Source organism: Marinobacter sp. 2_MG-2023 (assembly GCF_030546935.1).
Taxonomy (GTDB): Bacteria; Pseudomonadota; Gammaproteobacteria; order Pseudomonadales; family Oleiphilaceae; genus Marinobacter.
The window spans coordinates 466,190-490,354 of the sequence record NZ_JAUOPH010000002.1; the positions used below are offsets into that span (position 1 = coordinate 466,190).

24 protein-coding genes and 2 riboswitches are annotated in these 24,165 nt (G+C 54.4%); of the genes, 8 read left to right on the forward strand and 16 right to left on the reverse strand.

What is annotated here, in order from left to right:
- Window positions 1–37: 37 nt before the first annotated feature.
- Window positions 38–493 (forward strand): MgtC/SapB family protein, encoded by a 456-nt coding sequence (locus Q4501_RS05920; RefSeq protein ID WP_303595035.1) that lies wholly within the window; start codon window positions 38–40, stop codon window positions 491–493.
- 6 nt (window positions 494–499) lie between these two features.
- Here Q4501_RS05920 and Q4501_RS05925 read toward each other — a convergent pair whose 3' ends face one another.
- Entirely contained in the window at window positions 500–2,374 is a 1,875-nt protein-coding gene (locus Q4501_RS05925; protein WP_303595036.1) for a hypothetical protein, read from the reverse strand.
- A gap of 189 nt (window positions 2,375–2,563) precedes the next feature.
- Between Q4501_RS05925 and mltF the strand changes: the two genes are divergently transcribed.
- The gene (gene mltF, locus Q4501_RS05930) at window positions 2,564–3,952 is read left to right on the forward strand and encodes a membrane-bound lytic murein transglycosylase MltF (RefSeq protein WP_303595038.1); all 1,389 of its coding nucleotides are present in this window, start codon (window positions 2,564–2,566) and stop codon (window positions 3,950–3,952) included.
- A gap of 4 nt (window positions 3,953–3,956) precedes the next feature.
- On the opposite strand, the gene Q4501_RS05935 is transcribed toward mltF, so the two are convergent.
- From Q4501_RS05935 to Q4501_RS05945, 3 genes are all read right to left on the reverse strand, one after another.
- A complete protein-coding gene (locus tag Q4501_RS05935; RefSeq protein ID WP_303595040.1) occupies window positions 3,957–4,877 on the reverse strand; it encodes a lysophospholipid acyltransferase family protein in 921 nt (306 codons plus the stop codon).
- Window positions 4,878–4,946: 69 nt separating this feature from the next.
- The gene (locus tag Q4501_RS05940) at window positions 4,947–6,260 is read right to left on the reverse strand and encodes an LLM class flavin-dependent oxidoreductase (RefSeq protein WP_303595041.1); all 1,314 of its coding nucleotides are present in this window, start codon (window positions 6,258–6,260) and stop codon (window positions 4,947–4,949) included.
- Window positions 6,260–7,033 (reverse strand): 3-oxoacyl-ACP reductase, encoded by a 774-nt coding sequence (locus tag Q4501_RS05945; RefSeq protein ID WP_303595042.1) that lies wholly within the window; start codon window positions 7,031–7,033, stop codon window positions 6,260–6,262. The genes Q4501_RS05940 and Q4501_RS05945 overlap by 1 nt, the downstream gene beginning before the upstream one ends.
- Window positions 7,034–7,091: 58 nt before the next feature.
- Window positions 7,092–7,187: riboswitch (TPP riboswitch) on the reverse strand.
- 80 nt (window positions 7,188–7,267) lie between these two features.
- Window positions 7,268–7,375, forward strand: a riboswitch (TPP riboswitch).
- Between the two features lie 98 nt (window positions 7,376–7,473).
- Between Q4501_RS05945 and Q4501_RS05950 the strand changes: the two genes are divergently transcribed.
- On the forward strand, window positions 7,474–8,913 hold the full coding sequence (locus Q4501_RS05950; protein WP_303595043.1) for a sodium:solute symporter: 1,440 nt from the start codon (window positions 7,474–7,476) through the stop codon (window positions 8,911–8,913).
- Window positions 8,914–9,210: 297 nt separating this feature from the next.
- On the opposite strand, the gene Q4501_RS05955 is transcribed toward Q4501_RS05950, so the two are convergent.
- The 3 genes from Q4501_RS05955 to Q4501_RS05965 form a co-directional block, all read right to left on the reverse strand.
- Window positions 9,211–10,077 (reverse strand): phytanoyl-CoA dioxygenase family protein, encoded by an 867-nt coding sequence (locus tag Q4501_RS05955; protein ID WP_303595045.1) that lies wholly within the window; start codon window positions 10,075–10,077, stop codon window positions 9,211–9,213.
- Window positions 10,078–10,159: 82 nt separating this feature from the next.
- Window positions 10,160–10,516: a YkgJ family cysteine cluster protein gene (locus Q4501_RS05960; RefSeq protein ID WP_303595046.1), complete on the reverse strand. Its 357-nt coding sequence runs from the start codon at window positions 10,514–10,516 to the stop codon at window positions 10,160–10,162.
- On the reverse strand, window positions 10,503–11,213 hold the full coding sequence (locus Q4501_RS05965) for a pseudouridine synthase (protein ID WP_303595047.1): 711 nt from the start codon (window positions 11,211–11,213) through the stop codon (window positions 10,503–10,505). Before Q4501_RS05965 ends, Q4501_RS05960 begins: the two co-directional genes overlap by 14 nt.
- Before the next feature lie 93 nt (window positions 11,214–11,306).
- On the opposite strand from Q4501_RS05965, the gene rlmF reads away from it, so the two are divergent.
- The 3 genes from rlmF to Q4501_RS05980 all read left to right on the forward strand — a co-directional run bounded on the left by rlmF (window position 11,307) and on the right by Q4501_RS05980 (window position 14,113).
- Window positions 11,307–12,281 carry a 23S rRNA (adenine(1618)-N(6))-methyltransferase RlmF gene (gene rlmF / locus Q4501_RS05970; protein ID WP_303595048.1) on the forward strand — a complete coding sequence of 325 codons (975 nt, stop codon included), beginning with the start codon at window positions 11,307–11,309 and terminating at the stop codon, window positions 12,279–12,281.
- A gap of 124 nt (window positions 12,282–12,405) precedes the next feature.
- Window positions 12,406–13,557 (forward strand): hypothetical protein, encoded by a 1,152-nt coding sequence (locus tag Q4501_RS05975; protein ID WP_303595050.1) that lies wholly within the window; start codon window positions 12,406–12,408, stop codon window positions 13,555–13,557.
- 13 nt (window positions 13,558–13,570) lie between these two features.
- Window positions 13,571–14,113 (forward strand): hypothetical protein, encoded by a 543-nt coding sequence (locus tag Q4501_RS05980; RefSeq protein WP_303595052.1) that lies wholly within the window; start codon window positions 13,571–13,573, stop codon window positions 14,111–14,113.
- Window positions 14,114–14,173: 60 nt separating this feature from the next.
- Here the strand turns inward: Q4501_RS05980 and Q4501_RS05985 are convergent, their stop codons facing one another.
- Window positions 14,174–15,832, reverse strand: a complete 1,659-nt coding sequence (locus Q4501_RS05985) for an acetolactate synthase large subunit (RefSeq protein WP_303595054.1) — start codon at window positions 15,830–15,832, stop codon at window positions 14,174–14,176.
- Window positions 15,833–15,890: 58 nt separating this feature from the next.
- The gene (locus Q4501_RS05990) at window positions 15,891–17,504 is read right to left on the reverse strand and encodes an FAD-dependent oxidoreductase (protein WP_303595056.1); all 1,614 of its coding nucleotides are present in this window, start codon (window positions 17,502–17,504) and stop codon (window positions 15,891–15,893) included.
- 88 nt (window positions 17,505–17,592) lie between these two features.
- Between Q4501_RS05990 and Q4501_RS05995 the strand changes: the two genes are divergently transcribed.
- Window positions 17,593–18,633, forward strand: a complete 1,041-nt coding sequence (locus Q4501_RS05995) for an AraC family transcriptional regulator (RefSeq protein WP_303595058.1) — start codon at window positions 17,593–17,595, stop codon at window positions 18,631–18,633.
- A 7-nt stretch (window positions 18,634–18,640) separates the two neighbouring features.
- Here Q4501_RS05995 and Q4501_RS06000 read toward each other — a convergent pair whose 3' ends face one another.
- Complete coding sequence (locus Q4501_RS06000) at window positions 18,641–18,877, reverse strand: hypothetical protein (protein ID WP_303595475.1); 237 nt, start codon at window positions 18,875–18,877, stop codon at window positions 18,641–18,643.
- Window positions 18,878–19,132: 255 nt separating this feature from the next.
- Window positions 19,133–19,747, reverse strand: a complete 615-nt coding sequence (locus tag Q4501_RS06005) for a TetR/AcrR family transcriptional regulator (protein WP_303595060.1) — start codon at window positions 19,745–19,747, stop codon at window positions 19,133–19,135.
- Between the two features lie 314 nt (window positions 19,748–20,061).
- Between Q4501_RS06005 and Q4501_RS06010 the strand changes: the two genes are divergently transcribed.
- Window positions 20,062–20,919 (forward strand): alpha/beta fold hydrolase, encoded by an 858-nt coding sequence (locus Q4501_RS06010; RefSeq protein WP_303595062.1) that lies wholly within the window; start codon window positions 20,062–20,064, stop codon window positions 20,917–20,919.
- Window positions 20,920–21,214: 295 nt separating this feature from the next.
- Here Q4501_RS06010 and Q4501_RS06015 read toward each other — a convergent pair whose 3' ends face one another.
- From Q4501_RS06015 to Q4501_RS06035, 5 genes are all read right to left on the reverse strand, one after another.
- Window positions 21,215–21,439, reverse strand: a complete 225-nt coding sequence (locus Q4501_RS06015) for a DUF6434 domain-containing protein (RefSeq protein WP_303595064.1) — start codon at window positions 21,437–21,439, stop codon at window positions 21,215–21,217.
- Window positions 21,440–22,004: 565 nt separating this feature from the next.
- Window positions 22,005–22,421, reverse strand: coding sequence for a GFA family protein (locus Q4501_RS06020; RefSeq protein ID WP_368497304.1), 417 nt, complete (start codon window positions 22,419–22,421; stop codon window positions 22,005–22,007).
- 72 nt (window positions 22,422–22,493) lie between these two features.
- Entirely contained in the window at window positions 22,494–22,907 is a 414-nt protein-coding gene (locus Q4501_RS06025; protein ID WP_303595066.1) for an SRPBCC family protein, read from the reverse strand.
- 194 nt (window positions 22,908–23,101) lie between these two features.
- Window positions 23,102–23,578, reverse strand: coding sequence for a DUF6882 domain-containing protein (locus tag Q4501_RS06030; protein WP_303595067.1), 477 nt, complete (start codon window positions 23,576–23,578; stop codon window positions 23,102–23,104).
- A gap of 98 nt (window positions 23,579–23,676) precedes the next feature.
- Window positions 23,677–24,162: a nuclear transport factor 2 family protein gene (locus Q4501_RS06035; RefSeq protein ID WP_303595069.1), complete on the reverse strand. Its 486-nt coding sequence runs from the start codon at window positions 24,160–24,162 to the stop codon at window positions 23,677–23,679.
- Window positions 24,163–24,165: the final 3 nt, after the last annotated feature.

The following is a 24,165-nucleotide window of genomic DNA, read 5'->3' on the forward strand; positions in this document are numbered from 1 at the left end:
AAGAGCAGATAGCTAAACAAAAATCGGGAGACACGCCATGTTCGATACTGAAATCCCTGTACTGGATATGCTTATCCGGCTTCTTGCGGCGGCCGGCCTGGCGTTGCTTCTGGGCCTGGAGCGAGAGCTAAGGGGCAAGGCGGCGGGCTTGCGCTCACACATGCTGGTTTCTCTGGGCGCGTCCGCTTTTATCATCATGGGCATGCACATCCTGTTCGCCACTGCAGAAGGCGATCCCTCAGCCCGCATCGACCCGACCCGTATTGTTGAAGGTGTCATCGGAGGCATCGGGTTTCTCGGGGCCGGCAGCATAATACAGAGTCGCGGCAGCGTTCAGGGTATTACCACCGGGGCTTCAATCTGGATGGCGGGAGCCATCGGCGTGGCCTGTGGCCTTGGCATCTTCGCCCTCGCGGGCATGGTTACCTTGATGGCACTGATTATTATGGCGGTGCTGGGTCGGTTCGAGCATGAGGTTATCAAGGACAACTGAAAAGCGTTACCCCAGCTTTCTGTATTCCGTTTCACTCAGGGCTATTGGCCGGTAAAAGTGGGATTCCCCAAGATCAGTTTTCAACCAGTCTGTCATTGCAGACAGTACATCAATCTGGTTGGGGTAATCGTCATAACGCTGAGCACTCCAGTACCCCTGATTGTGAACAAAACTGTCGAAGAGCGTCATCTGAATATCGTATTTTGGGGCCCCTTCCCCGTCCGGTACGTCTCCACGAGCCTGAATGGTCAGTTCCGCCAGTGATCCTGCCTGGGGGCAGCTGATTGAACACTGCCGGGCATCAAGATCCATATGGATAAGGCCGTTTGCACACCGCATCACCATCGATCGCTCTTTAGCCCCCATAAACTTACCTGTACGCACATTGATTGCACTGGTAGCACCGGGCCTCGAACGCAATGACACGTAACTGGCGCCATAATCACTCAAGGAAAGCGCTTTGCTGCCCAGCCGGTCAGGCAAATTTTCGAGTAGGTGCCACTCAGCCTGCAAATCTGCCAGCTGCAAAGGCTCTTCCAGCACGTGGCTCAGAAGTGTTATGGGGTGTATCAGGGTCTCGAAGAACAGGCCTCCGGTTTCCTTTGCCAGGCTCCACTCGCGGGGATCCTCACCTTCAAAAAAGGTGATATCAACGCCAACAAGCTTGCCCAGTTGCAGTCGCAGATAAGCAAGCGCATCGGCCCCCACAGGGCGACCTGACGGCCTGCCTTTCACATTGATCTCAAGAAATCGTTGGTATTGAGGATTCAACGTAAGGAAATAGTTAAGGGGCAGCGCTTTTTCCAGCCAGTAGTAACTGAACAAAAATCCCCGTTCCATCAGCTGGTCCTGACACTGCCGAAGAACCGCCAACTCTGCGGCGGTCCCCACCAACGGCTTTTCAACACCGAAAACAATGCCTTCCTTTGCCAGAGCGGACACATAAGCGAGGTGACTCGCAGTAGGCGTTGCAACAATGGCATAAGACGATCGTTTTTTAATGAACTTGACCACCTCCTGCACTTTTTCTTCACTGTTCGCACTACTCTTCAGTAATTGAAAAGCCACGCCTTCTTTCCTGAGCTGATTCTGAAAGCTCTCATCAATACAATCGCTGATGATGGCGATCTGGCCGGGCAAGTAGAGTTTTTCCCCGATCAGCGCAGGCAGCATACGCTCCCGAACCACATCGCCCGCACCAATGATCGTAATATTCGGGCGCCTGCCAACGGGAATTGGAGGGATCAGGTTAATGATGTTGGCAATGATAAGTGCGGTGTAGATGTATCCGAAGGTGCCAATGGCCAGCTGGGCAGTCTGACTGCTCCGATACCCCTCAAAATCCAGGCTCAATGCCAGCGCCAGCACCTCGGACACGCTGACACCCATTAGTCCTGCCAACAGGAAAAACTGCGTTGCGAGCACAAAAGGTAGAGCAATAAAGTACTCCGCCTCGTTGAATATGGTCAGATGCTTTTCGATCAGAATCCGCAGCAACATGTAGTAAAACAGCCACATTACCGATTCAAACAGCAGCAGCGCAGCAATGGCTTTCACCAGCAGACTCAATCCGGTAGCGACTGCCTCAGGGATACCAGGCAAAGCTGGAACGAAAGGCGGGGCGAAGTAGAACGCCAGCGACAGGCATAACACCACCAGCAGATAGAGCTCTGAGTGCATGGCATGGAAATCCACGCGCTCTTTCTCATCGTTATTGGCCGCTTGCCGTTTCCGGAATATGAACTTTATCCACTGCAGGGGAGAAAGAACCCTGAGAACGAAAATCAGCCAATAAGTGACGGATGCAAAAATGCTGCGGTGTTTGCCCCAGGTATAAGACTCGTAATGTGGTTTGGTGCTGACTTTCGAGAACAAATCCATTGGGTCGAATCTTTTACCTGGTTGGCATTGGGGGTTAACTACGGAACGCAAGAACTCTGGTGCTAGCAATAGGCATGTATCAGTTGCAGAAGCCCACTGCCTACGCCTCGTGAAATCAATGTGATATGTTGTTCCTTAAGACACGTAAAAATACTTATGACAGTAAGAGAGCAAACGCCGAGGTCTTTCATGGCTCACAAGCTGCGCATGTTGAGCGGAGTATTTATTCCGCTGGCGTTCATTATTACGACTGGCTGTAGCCAGGGCAACTCTGGTCCTGACGTCAGTGCCAAGCCGGCAGAAAAGTTGGCACCTCCGGAGCAAACAGGCGTGCTGGAAATAGCCACACGCAATGGCTCCACCACCTATTATCTTGATCGCCATGAAAATCCGACTGGGCCGGAATATAGCCTGGCGTCGGAATTTGCTGCCAGCCAAGGCTGGACCATCAACTGGACCATGTACGATTCAACCGCCGCTGTGTTAAACGCACTGGAATCCGGCAACACCCACATGGCCGCTGCCGGGCTGACGCACCTGCCTTCGCGCACCGAGAAATTTACCCGCGGCCCCGCACACACAGAAATTACGGAACAACTGGTATGCCACCGTGAGATGCGCCCCATGCCCCGGGTGCCCGAAAACATACCCGGCGTAGGCATTACGGTAACAGCCGCATCCAGTTACGTGGAAACACTGAACAAACTTGCCAAGGATCACGAAGGCATCATCTTTACCGAAGATAGCAGTAAAACAACCGAAGTACTGCTGTCAGAAGTGGCCCAGCAGACCATCGACTGTACTGTGGCAGACTCCAATATTGTCCAGGTCATGCGGCGCCACTTCCCTCATCTCGAAGTAGCCATGACCCTGACCAAGGGCAACAATCTGGGCTGGTACCTGCCGGCAAACTCCGATGAATTGGCGGGAGTTGCGCACGAATGGATGAACAGCACCGAGGGCGACGAAGCCATAGCTGATGTAGAAAGCCACTACTACGCCTACATTGGCGAGTTCGACTTCGTCGACCTACGGGCGCTCAACCGCCGCATCGACGAACGCCTTCCCGGCTTTATTAGCCGCTTCTCGGCGGCGGAAGCAGCCACAGGCATGCCAGCAGATTTACTGGCAGCACTGGCTTACCAGGAATCCCACTGGGACCCATCGGCCATCTCCCCCACAGGTGTTCGCGGCATAATGATGCTGACCCGGCGCACCGCGGAATCCCTGGGCGTGATGAACCGACTCGACCCTGTAGCCGCCATTGATGGGGGCGCCCGCTACCTGGCAGACCGCCACCGCAGGCTGCCGGATACCATTCCCGAGCCGGATCGTACCTTTTTGGCACTGGCGAGCTACAACATTGGTCGTGGCCATCTGCTGGACGCCCGACAGCTGGCGAGGGACCTGGGTAAAAACCCGGATTCCTGGGACGACATGAAAGAAGTACTGCCACTGAAAGCCGACAAACGGTATTACCCGAATACCCGCTACGGCTACGCTCGCGGTTACGAGCCGGTGCACTACGTGCAGCGTATCCGTAACTATCGCGACGTCATCAGCTCGGCATTCGACTAGCCATTCAATAGACCTTTTCTGCTCCTTCGGGGCGGGTCTTAAAGCGCTTGTGCAGCCACAGGTATTGATCAGGCTGTTCACGAATCGCGTCTTCAATGTAGCGATTCCAGACCTCCGTATCCTTGTGTTTATCGGCTCCAAAATTCGCCTGCACCGGAGAGAACACTACTCGATAGCCCCCGTCGGGCATGCGCAGGTGGCTTACGCACACCACTGCGGCTCCGGATACTTTTGCTATATAGCTTGGGGAAGTAATACATCCGGTTTCGACACCGAAAAAGGGCACGAACAACTCGGTTTTGCGGCCAAAATCCTGATCACAAGCGAACCAGACCTCACCGCCCTTTTTCAGAAATGACACCATGGGCCGAAGCTCACGCTTGGTGAAGGGTCGGATACTGAAATGACGGCGCCGGCCATTTTCAATCATACGGTCAATAACCGGATTGTTATTGGGTCGATAGACGTACCCCGGGTTTTTCAGGTGGCAGGCAATCAACGGTAACGCGAAATCAAAAATGCTGTAATGACCGCCAACCAATAGTACGCCTCTGCCCTTGCTCCGCGCCTCTTCGAGGTGCTCCAGCCCCTGCACCTCGGTAGCTTCGTAATAAGGCGACATATCCCGCCACCAGGCATGGGTGCTCTCCAGAAAACCGCGTGTGCAAGCGATAAAATTATCCTGCACCAGTTTTTTTCGGGCGTCCTCGTTTAGACCGGGAAAGCAGATAGCCAGGTTACGGCTAGCCACGCGAGCGCGGGATTTCAGTTTGCCACCAAGAAAACAGCCCAGCTTTCTTCCCAGTTTTTGCTTGGAAGACATAGGCAGAAACGACAGCAGATACAGCATGAATACCAGCGCCCACGAGGGCCATAAACGCGGGTGCCAAAGCGGCTGTTTATTCTTTTTGGAAGATCTACGCATAGGTCAAAACCCGCTTAAACAGAGACCGTGAACCTGACACAATTACGGTCGAAAGGGTAGTTCTGTTTATCAAACATGAGGCCTGGTCAGCCCCAGATGGCTTCGCAAGGTACGGCCCTGGTATTCCTTGCGGAAAAGACCGCGCCGTTGGAGTTCCGGCACCACTTGCTCAATAAAGTCTTCAATACCGGAGGGTAAAGACGGCGGCATGAGGTTGAAGCCATCCGCGCCTTCATTGTTGAACCAGAACTCCATCTTATCGGCTATCTGCTCCGGCGTGCCTACCATGGTGCAATGGCCGCCACCCGCCGCAAGCCGGCCCAACAACTGACGCAACGTGGGCTGTTCAGTCTGAATAATGCGCAATATGGTGCTGTAACGCCCCTGCGGCCCACTGAATTCCTCCAACGGAGGCAAAGGTGGAACCGGCGCGTCCAGCTCCCAGCCCGAACAGTCCTGATCAATGAACATGGCCAGCTGGCGCAAAGAGGCATCGGCAGGCAACAACTCGTCGAGCTCACGCTGCTTCGCCAGCGCCTCCGCTTCGGTGGGCGCCACGTAAGTGACCAGGCCCGGCAGAACAGGCACCGTCGCGTCCCGCCCCGAGGCTTTGACGCGCTGTTTTATGTCTCGGTAGTAACTCTGCGCGGCTGGCAAATCGTAGGCCACCGCATAAATTGCCTCTGCACATCTGGCCGCCAGCTCACGCCCCTGCTCCGAGGCGCCCGCCTGGAACAACACCGGGTGGCCCTGTACCGGACGTGGTACGTTCAGCGGCCCGTCCACGCGAAAGAACTCACCCTGGTGGTTAATCGGCTTTACCTTGGCCGGGTCGGCGTAATGCCCCTGGCGATCAAAGGTCAGAGCGTCATCGGCCCAGGAATCCCACAACCCCAACACGGCCTGCACAAACTCATCGGCCCGGCGATAGCGTTCGGCATGGCCCGGCATGGATTCATAGCCGTGATTACGCGCCTCCACATCAAACATGGAGGTGACAACATTCCAGCCGATACGCCCGCCGGAAATATGATCCAGCGAGGCCACCAGGCGGGCTGCGTGAAACGGCGTATAAAACGTGCTGGAAACCGTACTGATAAAACCGATGTATTCGGTGGCACGGCTCATGGCAGCAATGGCAGTAAGAGGCTCCAGAAACCACCAACTGCCATCGGAGACATTGCCCACCGTGTTGCTGTCGGCGAAAAACACAGCGTCCAGTTTGCCACGTTCAGCGGTTTGCGCCAGGCGCTCGTAGTAACGTATATCGCCCAGTTGCTCTACCGCCGAGTCCGGGTGGCGCCAGGCCGCCCGGTGGTGGCCGCAGCCCATCAGGAACAGGTTGATGTGCATCATGCGTTGGCAAGAAGAAGAGGCCGCCATCAGTTTTTCACCAGACCGCCATCAACCACCAGATTCTGCCCGGTAACGGATCGCGACCAGGGCGAGGCAAAAAACAGTGTGGCATCGGCAAACTCGGCCGGCGTGGTTACCCGCCGTAACGGCGTACTGGCAGCAATGAAATCGAACACGGCCTCCGGAGTAGCGGCCGAGGCATCGGTGGTGCGCAGCAGACCGCCAGACACCATATTCACAGTGATATTGTCCGGCCCGAGATCCTGCGACAGAGTACGGGTGAGTGACAGCAACGCCGCTTTACCGGCGGTGTAATCGTGATAAGGCACAACCGGGTTCTGGAACAGGTTGGTGCCGACGTTCACTATGCGCCCGAACCCCGATTCTCGCATACCTTCCAGCGCCGCCTGGGTGGTATTCAGAGCACCGCCTACCACGCCGGAAAACTGCTGGTTAAGGTGCTCCCAGGTCAATTGCTCGGCGTTGGCGCGGGCATCGCCATTGAAGGAAAAGTCCGGCAGGGCGTTATTGATCACGGTAGTCACCGGCATACCAAAATGCTGCTGAGCAGACGCAAACATCGCCTTTACCGCTTTGCTGTCAGTAACGTCTGCCTGCACCGCCAGCGCCCTTTCCGGCACTTCGCTGGCCAGCTTTTTCGCTGCTTCGGCACTGTTGCGATAGTTGATCACCACTCTGGCACCCTCACGCAGGAAAGCGCGCACCAGGTGCTCACCCAGGCCACGGGCACCGCCTGTTACCAGCACGAGTTGTTGATCAAGACCTAAAGAATTTTGCATAGACACCTCAAAAGAGAGGCGAAGGTATGAATAGGCAGATGCGGCACAGCATCCCGGCTGCGCCTGCGGCTGACATCCCTTCGCCAGTGTGAACTGGATCAGGTTCAACGGGTGTTATCTCAGCCCTGCGTGCAGGACACCCCGTGTCGAGTCGAAACCATAGCACATCAAATGCACCGGTATGTAGGCCAGGATAGCTGCAATTGACAAGTACCCACAGACTTCCTACTCTGTCGACACTCCTGGGGGAGCCGGTTAACGGCTGAGACTCCGCATGCTATGCGGTAACCCTTCGAACCTGATTCGGGTAATGCCGGCGAAGGGAAGGAAAGTGCCTGCTGCACACAAGCCTGTGTGCCCCTCCTTCCTGTACGCCTGCCACGCAAACAAGCAACTTTTGGCGATTGCGCTACACGCCTCAAAGGCAAGGAAGATAACGGATGCTCAGCTCCTCGACTGCACTTGTGTGGCTGGTTTTATTTGCCGCTCTGTTCGCCATACCTGGCCTGATATACGCCCGCCGAAAACAGGACCAACTCGACGATTTTCTGGTCGCCCGAAACAGCCAGAGCAGCTCCGCCACGCTGCTGACACTGCTGGCCACCACCCTGGGCACCTGGATTCTGTTCGGGCCGGCGCAGGCCGCAACCTGGGGCGGCATTGGCGCGGTTACCGGCTACGCTCTGGGCGCACTGGCACCGCGCCTGATCATGATTCCTCTGGGCAACCGCATTCGCACACTCATGCCAGAAGGCCATACTCTCACCGAATTTGTACTCGGTCGCTATGGCCGGGTGATGTACGGTTTCGTGCTGATCATCATGATCTTCTACTTGTTTATCAGCCTGACAGCAGGTCTGACCGCCATCGCAAAAATGGTCGCCCTACTGGCACCGGTACCCTTGTGGCTTACCGCCAGCATAGTGATGGCAGCCACCCTGCTCTATACCCTTTATGGCGGCCTACGAGTAACCATCTTTACTGACCGGGTGCAGATGCTGGTAATCCTGCCCTTTCTGGTTCTACTGGTCGCCTTCGGTTGGCAAGCCACTGGCGGCCTTGCTCCAGCGCTGCATGGCTTGCAGGCAAAAGCGCCGCACCTGCTGGACCCGCTGGACATCAACGGCCTGAAATCCGGGCTCACATTCTTTATTGCCGTGGTGCTTACCGGGCTGTTTTATCAGGGAACCTGGCAACGCATCTTCGCCGCCCGCGATAACAAGGTCATTCGGAACGGATTTATCATGAGTGGTCTGCTGAGCTTTCCCATTATCTTCATCATGGGTTTATTCGGGCTGGCGTTCGTGGGGCTGGACTTGCCCGGGGACGGTTCGGTGGCGCTCTTCAGCGTGCTGTTGTCAGATGTACCACTCTGGTTTGCGGTTGGTCTGTTACCCTTCGGGCTGGCGCTGATTATGAGCAGCGCCGACTCCACCATCAGCGGGCTGACCAGCATTATGGTGGTCGACCTGCGCCGATTACTGCCCAGACTGAGCAACCATAGCCTGCTTTCGCTGTCGCGCTGGCTGATTATCCTGCTGTCGGGACCGGTGCTGTTCGTCGCGGCCCAGGGCTACAGCGTGCTCTACCTGTTTTTGCTGGCAGACTTGCTCTGCTGCGCCGCCGCCTTCCCGGTCTTTTTCGGGTTCTACAACGCCCGCTACCAGAACTACAACGCTGCCCTCAGTACTTTGGCCGGTCTTGTTGCCGGGCTTTCAGTATTTCCTGCGCCGGGGGCTCCCACTACCTACTTACTGGAATCGTTCCTGCTGGCATCGTTGGTGCCTATAGCCGTATCGCTACTGCTCTTGCTTCTACCCAAAGGAAAGCTCTTCGATTTTTCCATACTGGCGCAGCGGGTTCGGAATCTGGAAGGGTAAAAAGCTGCGGGGCTTTCGTACAAAACAACAAGTCCTTCCCGTTGTTTGTGATTGGGGCCATACTGATTGTTCTGCGTGATCAGCATCGTATTCTTTATTGATGCCAAAGCACGCACTAACAGGAGTACATGTAATGAGCAAAGGACAGGACAAAAAAAAGGACACCAAAAAACAACCGCTTTTAACCGCAAAGGAAAAGAAAGCGGCCAAGAAATCAAAGAAGAATGAAACGAACGTTCTAGGAAACTAAGAAAAGCATCAGGAGCGAAAAAACGCCCCTCGTGCAATCGCCTGACGTTATTCAGGCTTGATTGGCTGCAAGGTTCGCTTGGGATGCATGCCATCAACCATGCCCATGAACGGCGGATGAATTGAGTAACCCACCATGCTCAGCAGCTGCTCAGGAATTTGGGAAAGTGTGCTCTGGCTAAGCTCAAGAAAAAAGTTCTCTTGCGGCCTTAACCAGGGCTCGCAGTACTGGCAGGTTACCGCAAGACGGTCCGCATCCGAGCGGTTAGCACCCCCTCCATGCCAGAGCGTCCCCAAAAAGAACACGACTGAACCCGCAGGCATCACGGCGGGTATTGCCTGTGAGCGGTCAGTGATTACTTCCTTGCCCAGGTTGTGGCTTTCAGGAATAACCACCGTAGCGCCGTTGTCTTCCGTAAACTCGTCAATCGCCCAAACAGTGGCCGCACCAAAGGGTGGACGCGGACGTGGAACCGGGTAAAAGCCATCATCGTAGTGCAGCGGCTGTGCCGATTCGCCAGACAGAATATTGATAATCTGAGCCTGACTGAGCAGGTAATTCGGCTGAAAAAGACGATCCAACAGCCCCGTGATGCGGGGATGTGTTGCGAGTAGATCAATCACCCGGGTTTTTTCGAGCACGTTATACAGCCGCTGCGTCTTTACGCCTTCAAACGTGTTGCGACCAGCCTTTCCGAGCAATGGCAGGGTAGCATCGCGAATCAAATCGAGTTGCGAAACCGAAAGAAGCTTCTCGATGATCACATAGCCGTTTCTCATAACGGTCTCAAAATCCTGGGCGATCTGGTTTTTGAGAGCTTCAGAACTGCTTTCATCCGACCGGAACGATTTGTGCGTGGCGGCAAGATCTTCAGTTAGCTCCAGAACAGATTCTATTTTTTTCTTATCAGGCATAGAGACGGCTCTCAAAAGTGGTCACGCACGGGCTGCAACTACCAATTTCCAGCCCGCTATATTGAATCCTATCTTAAAGCAGTTACACCAACACCTGCCGTGTATTGGCTATATAACCATGGACCTGTCGCTCAATATCGGCGTCAGTCATTCGTTCCGGCCGGCGACCATTCGGGCAGGGCATATTCTGTGTCGTGCCGAACAACCGGCAAATAAGCGGACGCTCTTCATAGACCCGGCACCCTTCCGGGCCGAGATGTACGCAATTAAAATCTTCTAATGCTGCCTCGTGTTCGGCATCACTCTTTACCGGTAAGCGCGACATTTCTTCCGGAGACGTCGTCACTGGCCCGCAACAATCGTGGCAACCCGGAACACACTCAAAAGAAGGAATGTGCTCCCGCAGTCGCGCGATGATTTTCTGGTTACCGGTTTTCATTTACTGCAATCTCCTTAGCCGTAAGTTCTCTGCAGAAGCCCTCATCAAGTCCTTCGAGGGAAATGCGTCCAACAGAGACGCGATGAAGCGACAGCACCTCATTCTGAAAAAACCCGAACATCCGTTTAACCTGGTGATACTTGCCCTCAGTCAGTGAAAGCCTTGCGGTGTAATCAGACAGAATCTCCAGGCGTGCCGGCTTGGTCGTAATACCCTCGTAGCCAAAATAGATACCGTCCCTGAAAACAGCAGCGTACTCGTCGGTTAATGGCTTGGATAACGTCACTTCATACGTCTTTTCAAGCTTCGTTTCAGGCAGGCTTATATTGCGCGACCAGGCGCCGTTATTGGTTAAAAGAACCAGCCCGGTGGTATTCAGATCCAGGCGCCCAACAATATGCAGCTCGCTCTTCCGGGGGTGCTGAACAAGATCCAGCACTGTAGTGTGCCTGGTGTCTCTCGTCGCACTGACTACTCCTCGGGGTTTGTTCAGCATGATATAGACAGGCTGGTTGTCTTTCAGGCAGCGACCATCCAGAACAACCTGAGTAAATTCCGTCACCAATTGCTGAATGGAATGCGCCAGGCTCCCATCTAGAAGAATACGTTTCTGAGCAATCAGAAGGCGGGTATCCGCCATTGAAAAATTACTGTTCTGACTAATAAAACGATCGAGCCGACTGGTCCTGGACTTCATGGTTTATCTTCAACAGCCATTCTATTGCGGTTACAATTCAGGGCAGGATCAATCCCCCCATTTCATTTGAAGCTAACCCTCGGGCCCATCCCATTGAGTACACTCCATCGAGGTAAAAAGAACCAGACCAAACCGGCCCAAAAACGCCTTCACCCCAGAAACATACACAATCAGGGCTATGACTTTCCGTCTCTCACAAAAAGTTACCCGCCGTTAGCCCCACATGTAAAAGCAAACGCGCACGGTAATCTCTCCATAGACTTTGCCAACCCACTGGCAGTTAAAGCCCTGAATGCCGCGCTACTCAAGCGATACTACAACATTATCGATTGGGATATTCCGGAAGGTGCCCTTTGCCCACCCATCCCGGGCAGAGTTGACTACATCCACTACATCGCCGAGTTACTCGGAGTGAGAGAGCCCGCCCAAAAGTCTTCCGGGGCCCTGCCTGGAATCGCGATGCTTGATATAGGAACCGGTGCCAACGGGATATACCCGATACTGGCCTGCTCAATATATGGTTGGCAGTGTGTTGGTACAGATATCAGTGCACGGTCACTTGATAATGTCGCGTCGATAATTGCCAAAAACCCCAAACTGGCAAACCGCTTCACACTCCGCAGGCAGCAAGATAGAAACCGTATTTTTGAAGGCATCATTCAAGCGGGCGAATTCTTTGATGTCAGCGTATGCAACCCGCCCTTTCATGCTTCGCAAGAGGACGCTCGCAAAGGCAGCCAGCGCAAAACCAACAACCTTGCGCACAATCGCGGTGCCGCCCCGTCAACACCCTCAAACTCTCCCACCCTCAATTTTGGAGGCCTGGACGCAGAGCTCTGGTGCAAGGGTGGCGAGCGCATGTTTCTGAAAAAACTGATCAAAGAAAGCCAGATATACTCAGCTCAATGCCGCTGGTTTACCAGCCTGGTTTCGAAGAGTGACAACATAAAGCCCGCAAAAAAACTGATTCATAAACTGGGTGCCACGGACATACGAGAAATAGAAATGAAGCAAGGAAATAAAATTACGAGAGTACTGGCCTGGACGTTCATTAAAACTCCGGATTAGCTGACAACCTGCCACTGAATATCTTTTACCTATTCAGCTATGAACACTTTTTGTTACCCAAAACAGACTGAGCCGCGTCACCTTTCATGTAATACTTAATTTTCCTTTATATAAAAAGCAGAACATGACTTATTTTAAGCAAGTTATCTTTTTGCTGGCTGTGGCCCTGACAATTGGCGGCTGCAGCAACAAGAGCATCCAGTTCGAGGGCGAAGACCTCGAACAGTCAGCATATGACGGTACTCTGGCACGCGTCTCTATTTACGGAATTTCTAACGATGGCGACATTCTCACTGCATTACAGGAAACCGCCAAAGAGAAATTCCAGGCAAACCGAAACCTTTTCAGTGGCTCCGACTCCCATTTATACACACTGAAAATCAACACCTCGGTCGCGGAAAGCGGCATCGAATGTAAAGAAACCAACCTCAGTTACACGACCGAGGGCACCCTCTCTACCAATTACATCCTCGCGACCCTGGAACGACACCCCCGAACATTGTTCGATGTGGATATTGAGACAAAAGGCCATCACGAAGCCTCGCGCATGTCTGATATAAAAAATGCGATCGATTGCGGAACGAAAACAGCCATTGCCACGGACGCCATCTCCAGAAGTATCCGCATATTTGATCTTCTGGTGAAAGAAGCCAATGGCCTGGATGTCACCCAGGATCTGGAAAAAGTGAAAAACGACAAGGATATTGAGGGCGGCGCCATTGTTATGAGAGTTGTCACCGGAACGCTTTATACCATCGTAATGCCTATTGGTGTCGCCGTTGAAACCGCCGCCGAAACCGACTGGAGCAGCACTATTTCAGCGGCGGCTAAAGCCGCAGATAACATGTCGGCCACCAGCTATGATCCACTGAAAACAACCTACAGCACGCCATCCTATAACAAGAGTTACCCTTCACCCCAGAAGCTTCCACAGGCTGCGACCACTCAACCACAGGGCTCAGCTTCCGGAAGGCCGACACAGAGTCGCCTGCAACAACAGCCCGCACCCAAAGCAGAGAAACCGGCCGCGAAGACGGTGACAGCGGAAATCCAGGCCCGCGGCACCACTGACATGCACTTTGCTTATGCTCAAGCCCTGGACCTGGCCACCACGAATGCCGACACCCAGGCCAGACAGCAGTGCCGGGAGAATTACAGGGGCACAATTACAACTCTCGACGACCCGAACATGGCAAAAAAAGAATGCGTAGAAAACCGCAACCAGGAATACCGCTGTGTGGTTCAAATAACCCACACTTGTGAATACAAACAGTAAAAGGGCACACCTGATGAAATATCTGCTACTCCTGGCTCTGGCACATTCATTACTCGGGTGCGCCGTCGCCTTCCCTCCCAGTGACGAAGGCATCAATACACAAGCGACAACCGCAAAGCAGAGTATCTACATCGCCAGCACCAACACCAGCGACCCCTCTTGTCATGACGGCACGCTAATTGAAGAACTGAAAAAGCGCTTTGAGTCCCTGGATTACACCCAGGCAGACACCAAAGGCAGTGCTGATCTGGCGCTCCTTCTGGAGTCAGAGTGCCGATTGGAGCAAAACGGCGCGGACATGGCGTCCATCATCCTTCCCCTTGCGTCCTTTTTCATCCTGCCGATTACCACGACAACGGAATACCATGTCCGTGTCGAGACACATGAATATGGCAACCCGGCAAAAGAGTACTTTTTCGACGGCAGCAGCAAGGTAGTGACTCATCCCTTTTACTTCGGGAACTTGGCGAAAGAGCACAAGGACTATGTAGACCAGTCCACTCCCGCCATGAGCAGCAGAATTATCAATGCCCTTGAAGAAGACCACTTCCTGTAGGTTTTTGCTTCAGGGAAAGGCCCCACTGCGTCAGACGAGAGGTGGCACTTTCATACCGCCTCACGGCGCCAGCTTGCGCTTCAATGCCCTGGAAACCGATAGCGGAAGGCTGGGCAAGGAGCGAAGCATCCACGGCAGGATCCGGCGCTTCACTCCGCTCAGAGATTCCGGTATCACGGCTTCAATCAGGTGCGGCCCCGGCATTCTCCCGGCATACTCCAGCGCTCTCGCCATTTCCTCGGCGGTGTGCACCCGTACGCCATGCACACCCATGCCATTGGCCATTTCCGCAAAGTTGATCACTGGGCCTCTAAGGTCCAACTGGGATTTGGCTTTTTCTCCCGCCTCTTCCGCGCCTACGCGCTCCAACTCTATGTTAAGCACGGAGTAAGAGGCATTGTTGAAGATGATGGAAGTTACGTTAAGCCGCTCCCGGGCCATAGTCCAGAGGGCCTGAATGGTGTACATGGCTGTGCCATCACCAATCAGCGCGAACACTGGCCGATCCGGGCAGGCCACCGCTGCACCCACCGCATTCGGCAAGCCCTGGCCGATGGCGCCGCCAGTGAGGGTAATCATATCGTGGCGAGGAGCACCGGCGGTCATTGCTGACAGCATCAGGCTGGAGGTGATGCCCTCATCCACAATAATGGCGTTCTCCGGCATCAGATGACCAAGGGCTTTGCAGACTTTCTCTGCCGTCAGTTTACCTCTCGGCCGGCCCGGCCGCTTAGCGGGTTGCAGTTCCGGTTCTGTCTGGCTGGCACCAACGGCATCGTTAAGTTTGTTCAGGCTGGCGAGGATAGCCTGGTCCGGGGCGACCAGAGTATGTACCTCACAGGTATCCGGTACCAGGTAGCTCTGCTTTCCGGGGTAAGCGAAGAAGGAAACGGGCGCCTTGGCATCCACCAGAATCAGTTGTTCCACATCGGTAAGCTGCACCGCGGCCAGTTCGGCCAGGTAGGCCAGGCGTTCAATGTAAGGCAGGCCGGCACCGCGCTCCAGGCGAGTTGGGAAGGTTTCTGCCAGCAAGGTAACGCCGCTGTGTGCGGCCAGTTTAGCCGCCGCCAGAATACTGGGTTCGCGCAGGGAATGGCCGCCCATCAGCAGTGCGGTTTTCTTGCCCGAGCGGATGGCCGCGGCAATGGCCTCTACGATGGCATCTTCTGCCGGCTGCGGTGTCGGCGGCGCCAGTGGTGCGCCAGGGATACCACCCTCGCCCCAGGAAACATCCGCAGGCAGTATCAGTGTAGCCACTTGGCCTGGCGCTGAACGGGCGGCGGCAATGGCCTCAGCAGCATCCTGGCAAAGCGTTTCTGTACTCTTGGCCGTACGGACAAAACCGGGAGAAACGTTGCGGGCGACGGTTTCGATGTCCGATTGCAACTGAGCATCGTATTTCACGTGATAGGTGGCGTGGTCGCCAACAATATTCACCACTGGCACCTTGCCTTTGCGGGCATTGTGCAGGTTAGCCAGCCCGTTACCCAAGCCGCAACCCAGGTGCAACAGAGTGGCGGCCGGCTTATCCGCCATGCGGGCGTAGCCGTCAGCAGCACCGGTGGCGACGCCCTCGAAAAGAGCAAGGACGGCGCGCATTCCGGGCTCGGCATCCAGAGCAGCAACAAAATGCATTTCACTGGTACCAGGGTTGCTGAAGCAAACCTCAACACCGGCATCCACCAGGGTTTTCATCAGGGCTTGTGCGCCGTTTGTCATTATTGTTCTCCAGCTTCTGAGTGTTCGAATGTTCGGTAAAGTGTTTTGCCCATAGCGATCAGTTTCCCGCCAAAATGGAGCGCACCGCTGACCGCGCCGTCATGATACACCCGGGCAGAAAGGTGCCTTCCAGGGAACGCTTGCCATTGGCGCCGCCGCCCCCAAACCCAGCTGCCTCTCCCACACAATAAAGGCCCGGCACCGGCTGGCCCTGAGCGTCCAGAATGCGGCTTTGCAAGTCGGTTTGCAGGCCACCCAGGCTCTTGCGGGTAATCAGTTGCATGCGAATAGCAATGTAGGGCCCGGCGCCGGGCTTCTGGAGAGGCTCGGGTTTGCACGTGCGTAAACGGTCGGGCTTCCATTCCCTCGCATGCTGGATCAGTCGGATCTGGGGATCATCATGCAGGCTGGTGCCAGCAGCAAAGTTGGCATCGAAAGTATCTGCCGTCGCCTGCAGCGTTGCCGCGTCGACGTCGTGGGAGCAGGTCAGCGCATTCATCTTTGCGGACAGTTCAGTCAGGCTATCTGCCACCAGGAAATCCCGGCTTTCATGTTGCATCTGCCGCACCAAAGCGTGGTTGCCCAGCAACAGTTCTTTCACAAACAGGGGGAACTGTTTTTCACGGATGCGGGCATTGTGCTCGGCGCCTGAGATGGCAAATTCCTTGGCAGCGATGCGCCAGTTCAGCAGGTGCCAGGTCCAGGGTTTTTCCTGTTCCGCCACCCGCTGACATAACCAGTGGGTATCAAAACCCGTCACCAGAGGTTCCGGGCCAATCCGTTCGCCCCGATGGTTGAGCCAGAGGGCTGATTTACAGGGAATGGTGGAAAGGCCGTGGCCAGGAAAATGAGGGTACGGATGTGCAAAGCCGGCGGCGTAATTCCACATTTCGCCGGCATGGGTAATCTTGCCACCAAGGGTGTCGGCCACCCAGTGATGCATGCGGCCATCGGCGTAAGGATGAGCACCGTTCAGCATACGGGCAGGTTGAGGGCGATCCACGGGCCAGTTAGCGCGGCATTCCTTGTGACTGCCATTGATACCACCGGTAGCCAGAACCACGGCGGAAGCGGCGAAGCGGACCTCCTCACCAGTGGCCTCGTCGATGGCCAGGGCGCCGCTCACTTTTCCTGCTTCGTGGTCCAGTTCCGTAATGCGGTGCTGGTGCAGGAGGGTGAGTTTGCCGCTGGTGTTCTCCCGGTGCAGAGCGGTCACCAGGCAGCGGACCAGTTCCCGGGCGGTGCCCCAGATCACATGGTACCGGGGCAGGCGGTTGCCATCGCCAAAACGACCGCGCTCAACCCAGTTCACAGCCGGCAGGAATTTAATGCCCTCGTTGCTGAGCCAGTCGTAGACCTCAGAGCGTGAATTCTCCACGTAGTAACGGGCCCACTGGAGGGGCAAGTCTTCGTCGGACGCCAACTCGCCAAAGCTGAGCCAGTCGGCCAGAGCAATCTCCGGCGTGTCGGCAATTTTCATGCGCTTCTGCAATGGCGTGTCCACCAGCAGCATGCCACCAAAAGCCCACAATGCCAGGCCGCCCATGCGTTCTTCCGTATCCCGGTCGGCCAGGACAACAGACTTGCCGGCGCGCAGGGCTTCTAGAGCCGCGACAATACCAGCCAGCCCGCCGCCGACCACCAGGATATCTGAAGTAATTACCTTGGCCATATCGCATCCGATCTGATTGCAATGAGTTGTCAGTTTCAAAGATATACCGGTACCATGGCTTTAAAATTGACTTAAGAGGCCAATAAAATTGACGTTAGAGGCCACCGTTTCCATTGGCTGGATTAACACCGTGATCGGTGCCGCAGAGCGACTGTCTGTGTCCGCCGACCAACTGCTGGTAGCCGCCGGTATTCCGCACGCTGCCTGCGAACTGGAACGGTGGCCGATCGACGATATCACCCGCCTCTGGCACGCCGCCGAACGTTGCACCGGTGACCCCGGCTTCGGCCTGAAAGTGGGCGCGGAGTTCTCTCCGATGAGTATCAGCGGCGTCGGTTTTGCTCTGCAGTCTGCCGCCACGCTGCGGGAAGCCATCGTGATGGTTCAGCGCTTTCAGCGGCTGATCTCCGATGGCGGGCGTTTCCAGGTTGTCGCCGGTAACGCTGCCACCTGGCTGGTGTACCATCCACGGCAGGGCCGGCTGGCATTCAGCCCGCATCAGATCGAGGCGGTGCTGGCCTCGGTGGTAGGATTCGGAAGCTGGGTTACGGGGACCCGGATGCAACCGGCGCGTGTGCAATTCAGCCAACCCCGGCTGGGGCCGCTGGCGGGATACCAGACCGTGTTTAATTGCCCGGTAGAGTTCGAGCAGGCCTTCAGTGGCATATTGGTAAACAACACCGTTCTGGACCAACCCCTGCCCCAGGCAGATCCGCAGCTTGCGCAAGTGCACGAGCGCTACACCACCGCCCGCCTGGCCGCGCTCTCCATCAACAGTGCCTCAGTTCCGGAAATACGGCAGTGGCTGGCCGCTCGCTTGGGGCCTGTCCTGCCCCGCCGGGCCGAGGCGGCCGACGCCCTGGGCATAAGCGAACGCACCCTCGCCCGCCGGCTTGGCGAACAAGGTAAAACCTTTGATGGGTTATTGGATGACGTACGGAGAGAGAAAGCTCTGCAGGCAGTTTCCGATTCCACCATCGCGCTGCCAGAAATCGCCGAGGCGCTGGGCTTTGCCGAGGTAAGCCCCTTCTACCGGGCCTTCCGGCGGTGGACAGGCATGCCGCCAGTGCGATGGCGCAAACAGGGGCAACCGCTATTGCGACCAACTGAGCCAGAATCCTTCAGTTGATCCACCGTTACCTGCCATCTCCTTTCACGCCCAACCGGTCCAGATAAAGGTGGAGCTCTGCCTCGCTCATATCCACGTATTCAAGCACCCTGCCGTACAACATGGCAGTCGGAACGTTACGGCCGTTCAGCTCCCGCTGGGTCTCATGCAGTACATAAAGGATAGTGCGCTCGGTGCGGGTAAGACCGTCGCGAACGTCGGGGATAACTTCAAGGAGCGCACGGCGGTGGTCTGAATCAGGCATCATCTTCTCGGAGTCAAACATTGGACAGTGATATCGTAGCTGACCGCTACGCACGAGCGCAGCCAGGCTGTCAGCCCGAATTGTTAAAGCCTTTCGTTATACCCTCTACCCGATTTCAGATACAGCATTCCAGGGACGAATATTCTTCGGCTAATACTCCAGGGCCCCTTCAGCAACTCACTCAAAATTGACGAAGTCCATGAGGCGGTGAAAAAATTGTCCCCCAACAATTCTTGGTAGCTATGGCCAGGTAGATTACCACTGCAGCGAGCGCCATGCTGATTCAGCAAATTCTCCGCGATACTCCTGAGGTGATCCCTTGACCCGGCCAGACAGCCAGGCTCTGCAATAGTTTTCTGACGGGCCTATGATGAGAGAGAAGAGAATCTCGAAGGGCTGAACAATTTTGACATCGCCCTTGCTGAAACCAAGCAACTGGTCTTTCAGTTTCCGATAATTCTGGATATTTCGGTCCTTCAGCTCCTCCTGAAACGGCCCCTTGGCGACTGGGGAACGCGCCTGATAAAGGAACCTGGCCCACTCCGGGTTGGCCACAACCCAGTCCAGATAGCTCCCGATAATGCAAAACACAGCCTCCCGCAGACTGTTCGCCCCGGCCAGCTCCTGCTCCAGATGCTGTCGCTGATCATCCAGGGCGGCAAAAAAGAGCGCACTCAGAATACCCTCTTTGTTCCCGAAGTGATGGTAAATCGCCCCCACACTGGTGTCGCAGCGGGCTTTGATGGCATCGATGGTGGTGGCTTCCACCCCCAGCTCATTAAAGCAATACAGCGCCTGTTCCAGAATCTCTCTTTTCAGCGCAGCTCTGCGGCCCGGAAACCTGTTCTCTAGGATGTTGTATTTGTTCATTAAATGGGTATTCGCCTATTTGAACTTGCCATGCTTTGTATTCTACCGTTTGACAGCTTCGGCATAAACAGAATACTCTTCTTTTGCAGAATATTATTCTGTTTTGTTTTCAAGCCACACCTTTGTCCACATGGAGAGCTCCAGGCAAAAACTTTCTTACTCACCCTTGCCAATACGGAGACTGTTAACTGGGAAGCTGCTGCAATGGACTGATATTTCTTGTTTCCGGGCATTGAACTAATTCACTGGTCCGGCAGCCTTTTTGGCACACCTGCTGCACTACCCTGGCATTCCGAAGATTAATTGGATCGATAATGGAAAAAACCGTAATAACTTGTGAAGACGGCCATAGGCTCATCGGGCACTTTTTCAGGCCAGCCACAGAGTCACCTCGAGGTGCTGTCCTCGTCTCCCCGGCCACGGGATTCCGGCACCAGGTCTATTTCGGTTTTGCCACCTGGCTGAGCGAACAGGGCTTTGCCGTACTGACCTTTTCCAACAGGGGCATCGGGGACTCCCGCAACGATATCCCCCTGGCAGAACTCTCTGCCGACCTGGTGGACTGGGGTACCCTGGATTTACCGGCGGCACTGGACCAGCTGATCGCCCTGGCCCCGAACCTGCCGGTGACCCTGGTGGGCCACAGTGCCGGTGCCCAGCTGATCGGTTTGATGCCCAATTTCGCCCGGATTGACCGCTATGTATTGATTGCCGCATCGTCGGGCCATTTTGATAACCTGAAACCGAAAACCCGGCTGGCAGCCAAGCTGATGTTCCATGGCTGGCAGCCGGTTTCCGTTGCGGTGAAAGGCTACTGGCCCACGAAATTTATCGGTTTTGGTGAGGACCTGCCCGCCGGCGTCGCCAGGCAGTGGCGACAGTGGTGCAGTTCACCCGGCTATGTAGAGAACAGTTTCGGCAAGGAAATACAGCAGCATCACTATGCGGAGATCAAAGCACCTGTGCTGGCGTTGACCGCCACAGATGACCACATCGCAGTGCCGGCAAACGTGGAAGACTTTCTGCGCCTGCTGCCGAACGCCAGAATAGAAAAACATTTTCTGGACCCAGCCAGCTTTGGCCTGAAAGAAATCGGCCACAGCGACCTGCTGCGCAGCCGCTGCAAAGCCTGTTGGCCGCAGATTCTGGATGGCCTGGAGTGCAACGGCTGAACCTGATAGCTCCACTCCACCGCTTCATCTTTGAATTCCGGGGGATAACACTGGCTGCTCATGGCCATTCCTCCTATGGTCAAATCATAGGCGTGGAGTGGCTAGTGGACCGGGGTAAATCCAACCTCTTTATCAATATAACTCATGTACTCAGAATTCATCCGGATATTGCTTCTAATATCAAAACCCGCACCAATGCCGTAAGAAGTATCGGTTTCAGACGCAGAGGCGGATACCGAGCCACCCGGCCCTGTAACGGAAGCGGTCAACCAGGTAATCGATCTCATTTTTACCACTACCTTTTCTTTCGTCGCTTCCATTCCATTGCCACTTCGCCCATTGTTTTAGCCTGTCCATTTTTCACCCAAGCCATGAATTCCCGGTCAAATTTGAAATCAGGTCCGCAATGTTGCTGTAAAAATCGACGTACGTTTTGCGTGTTACGGTACGAGCTAGTCACCGGCGTGGCTTTAGTAATCTGATCACTGTGCCAGTCAAAACCACCCACTTGTTTTTCCATCTATTGGTACCTCATAACGCCTTGCAGCATGCGCGCCTAAAAATGACGCCGAAGCCTCAATGCAGTATGCGTAGCCGTGCCTGCACTGGTTATGCCAAATCCCCTGACTCGGATACGTGACAGGCCTAGAAACCAAGGATAGCCAGTCAACCTTCTCCAACCACGGTTTTACGCTCTCTTTCATAGTCTTCGTAGGACTTATTGGAGCGCTCCATACACTCCTCATATTGAGCAGGCGGAGCATCGTTGCATTCTTGGCGATTGGTGCGTTGGATGTTGTCGTATACGGCTTTACTACTGCATCCATAGGACAAAATACAGGCTAGAGGTATTACCCACATCTTTCTGGTATTGAGGGCTAACGATCGGAACACATAACGCCTGAGCTCACCGGCGCCCCACGTCCGAGGGCTGTGACTTGATAGCAATCACACCATAGGTCCACGTTCAGCCAATGCACTCAGCAACCACCGAAATGCCCAAATGGTCCGCATATGATTGTCATCATGATACTCGTTATCGTATTCCGGCCCTTCGAGCTGAAACAGGTGTATGCGATGGTAGCTCAATCTGGTAGCCCCTCGAACTCTGGCACTTCCCCTAACTCCCCATCCCAAACAGCTTTGCTGGATGAAAAGATATGCGCTGTTGGCTCCATAGATATTTCAGTGTCCAAGCATCCTGCGGGAACGACGAGCAAGCCTGGGATCTGAGTGTTTGGCAATGCTGAGCCACACAGCTTACAAAAGCTTTTGGTGTGACGACTGCCCGGAAGCGTAAAGGAAGTCACAGCACCTGCACCCGACAGCCAGACCAATTTAGCTGACTGCGAGAATAGGTTTGCCGCATGACCCGAACCCGTATCTTTTTGGCAATGCTGACAATGACACAGGTAAAAGCTATCGAAGTCACCTTTTACCTCAAAGCTCACAGTGCCACACAGGCAAGAACCGAAATGATCAGACATCAGAACCTCTTCCATGGCCTGTGGATGAAATACACATAACGCCGCAAGCACCCGCGCCGCTTTTCGGCGTCAGCCTGTCTTGCCTTGTTAGTTGCCTTTACTTTCAACGTGCTTTTTGAAATTGTTAAGAATACTTTGCCAGCCTTGTTTTTGCTGCTCAGCGGAATTCTCATCTTCTGCATCAAACGTTTCTAAAACCTTAACGCCATTAACCGTTTCTATGAACTCAACTGTCACAACACGGTTATCACCAAGTTCAAAATAAACCGATTCGTTTGACTCAATTTTGGTAAATATGCCTTCAAAGTCGAACCCCACTGAGCCGTCTTTTGCTTCCATCCGGTAATTGAAATTACCACCTGCTTCCAGATTTACCTCTGCTCTTGGACAACACCACTCGTCTAGGGCAAAGTTCCATTTTGTTATATCTTTGGGTGTGACCCAAGCATCCCAAACAGTGGCTAGTGGCGCTTGAACTTCTGTTTCAATAACTATTTTCATATTCGTCCCATCGGTTGATCAAACAAAACAGTCTTGACCACATTGTGGTCTCAAAAGTTAGTCGATTAGATCAACCTAAAATCGACAATACGATGAAATATTTTCGCAAACGTGTGCAACTAAGGCCTGGCTCAGCGGCCGATTTGGAATCGCACCGCGCTGGAAAAGCGGTCCGCTGCAGCACCTGGTTATGTCTAGTTCTGCACCCACTCAATATCTGTTATGACCATGTAGGTGAACCCATTATCGGAACCGGTTCGATATGCCCCTTTGGCGTTTAGCACCAAAGCCGCTATTGAGGTCATTTCCCACCCATCCACCTCATCACCTTCCCATTTATCAATGGTGAGTGCGTCGTAGCCATACTTTTCGCCAAAGCTTTTTACTCGATGAATTTGATCTTTCGCTTCATCTACAATTGAGGAATTGGCCCACGACCATAACCAAGTATTCGATATGGTCGATATTGACCCTACGAATTGAACTTGGGCCACTACAGCGGGGACGCCAGCGTTCGAAAACACAAGTGAACTCGTTTCTTGGTCCCAATCAAATCTCTCATGCCCACCTAGCTTATAATCTTCCATCAAAACATTTTGTCGTTCGGACAGAAAATTATGCGCTTCCGTAACTTGAGCAACCCATCGATCATCTGCGTTGGCATCAGACATGACGCCCAAGTTCAGACGCGCCGGAGGGCCGCAGGCCCGTAGGGAATTTTTGAGCGCAGCTCAAAAACGTCGGCTGGAGCGCCTTGTTAGGTGCGTGTTCAATACATCGCATTGCCGTTCTTCGTTTCATCTGGGACTTCTTGAATCGAATCCCAATGCTCAACAATCTTGCCATTTTCATCGAACCTGAAGAAATCCATCGTTACGTATTCTTCGTTTCCTGGCCAAACCTGATGGGTGTGGAGTGCCACTAGATTATCTTCCGCGACAGCACGCACGAACTCGATTCTCTTGTCGGGGTACCTCACCGCCATTTCGGTGAAATACTCAACAAACGCATGTTTGCCATTACCCACCAGCGGGTTGTGCTGGATATATTCATCGCCGACGTACATCTCAACCGCCGCAGCCGGGTCTCCTAGATAGGCAGTGCGATAGAAGTTGACTGCGTTTTGCTTATTCGCCGATAAGTTCTGCGGCATCGTGCCTCCATCAAGAGTTGCTTGAAGTTGCCTCGTTGCACCTAACGCCCTGGGTAAACCGCCGGTGCGGAGCGCAGCGTAGTAACGGTCGGCTTCACCCAATGG

What these genes read in the sequence shown, in the direction of transcription:
- Q4501_RS05920 (WP_303595035.1), top strand. Translation starts at nt 38, where the DNA reads ATGTTCGATACTGAAATCCCTGTACTGGATATGCTTATCCGGCTTCTT.
- Q4501_RS05925 (WP_303595036.1), bottom strand. Translation starts at nt 2,374, where the DNA reads ATGGATTTGTTCTCGAAAGTCAGCACCAAACCACATTACGAGTCTTAT.
- mltF (WP_303595038.1), top strand. Translation starts at nt 2,564, where the DNA reads ATGGCTCACAAGCTGCGCATGTTGAGCGGAGTATTTATTCCGCTGGCG.
- Q4501_RS05935 (WP_303595040.1), bottom strand. Translation starts at nt 4,877, where the DNA reads ATGCGTAGATCTTCCAAAAAGAATAAACAGCCGCTTTGGCACCCGCGT.
- Q4501_RS05940 (WP_303595041.1), bottom strand. Translation starts at nt 6,260, where the DNA reads ATGGCGGCCTCTTCTTCTTGCCAACGCATGATGCACATCAACCTGTTC.
- Q4501_RS05945 (WP_303595042.1), bottom strand. Translation starts at nt 7,033, where the DNA reads ATGCAAAATTCTTTAGGTCTTGATCAACAACTCGTGCTGGTAACAGGC.
- Q4501_RS05950 (WP_303595043.1), top strand. Translation starts at nt 7,474, where the DNA reads ATGCTCAGCTCCTCGACTGCACTTGTGTGGCTGGTTTTATTTGCCGCT.
- Q4501_RS05955 (WP_303595045.1), bottom strand. Translation starts at nt 10,077, where the DNA reads ATGCCTGATAAGAAAAAAATAGAATCTGTTCTGGAGCTAACTGAAGAT.
- Q4501_RS05960 (WP_303595046.1), bottom strand. Translation starts at nt 10,516, where the DNA reads ATGAAAACCGGTAACCAGAAAATCATCGCGCGACTGCGGGAGCACATT.
- Q4501_RS05965 (WP_303595047.1), bottom strand. Translation starts at nt 11,213, where the DNA reads ATGAAGTCCAGGACCAGTCGGCTCGATCGTTTTATTAGTCAGAACAGT.
- Q4501_RS05975 (WP_303595050.1), top strand. Translation starts at nt 12,406, where the DNA reads ATGACTTATTTTAAGCAAGTTATCTTTTTGCTGGCTGTGGCCCTGACA.
- Q4501_RS05980 (WP_303595052.1), top strand. Translation starts at nt 13,571, where the DNA reads ATGAAATATCTGCTACTCCTGGCTCTGGCACATTCATTACTCGGGTGC.
- Q4501_RS05985 (WP_303595054.1), bottom strand. Translation starts at nt 15,832, where the DNA reads ATGACAAACGGCGCACAAGCCCTGATGAAAACCCTGGTGGATGCCGGT.
- Q4501_RS05990 (WP_303595056.1), bottom strand. Translation starts at nt 17,504, where the DNA reads ATGGCCAAGGTAATTACTTCAGATATCCTGGTGGTCGGCGGCGGGCTG.
- Q4501_RS06000 (WP_303595475.1), bottom strand. Translation starts at nt 18,877, where the DNA reads ATGCCTGATTCAGACCACCGCCGTGCGCTCCTTGAAGTTATCCCCGAC.
- Q4501_RS06005 (WP_303595060.1), bottom strand. Translation starts at nt 19,747, where the DNA reads ATGAACAAATACAACATCCTAGAGAACAGGTTTCCGGGCCGCAGAGCT.
- Q4501_RS06010 (WP_303595062.1), top strand. Translation starts at nt 20,062, where the DNA reads ATGGAAAAAACCGTAATAACTTGTGAAGACGGCCATAGGCTCATCGGG.
- Q4501_RS06015 (WP_303595064.1), bottom strand. Translation starts at nt 21,439, where the DNA reads ATGGAAAAACAAGTGGGTGGTTTTGACTGGCACAGTGATCAGATTACT.
- Q4501_RS06020 (WP_368497304.1), bottom strand. Translation starts at nt 22,421, where the DNA reads ATGGAAGAGGTTCTGATGTCTGATCATTTCGGTTCTTGCCTGTGTGGC.
- Q4501_RS06025 (WP_303595066.1), bottom strand. Translation starts at nt 22,907, where the DNA reads ATGAAAATAGTTATTGAAACAGAAGTTCAAGCGCCACTAGCCACTGTT.
- Q4501_RS06030 (WP_303595067.1), bottom strand. Translation starts at nt 23,578, where the DNA reads ATGTCTGATGCCAACGCAGATGATCGATGGGTTGCTCAAGTTACGGAA.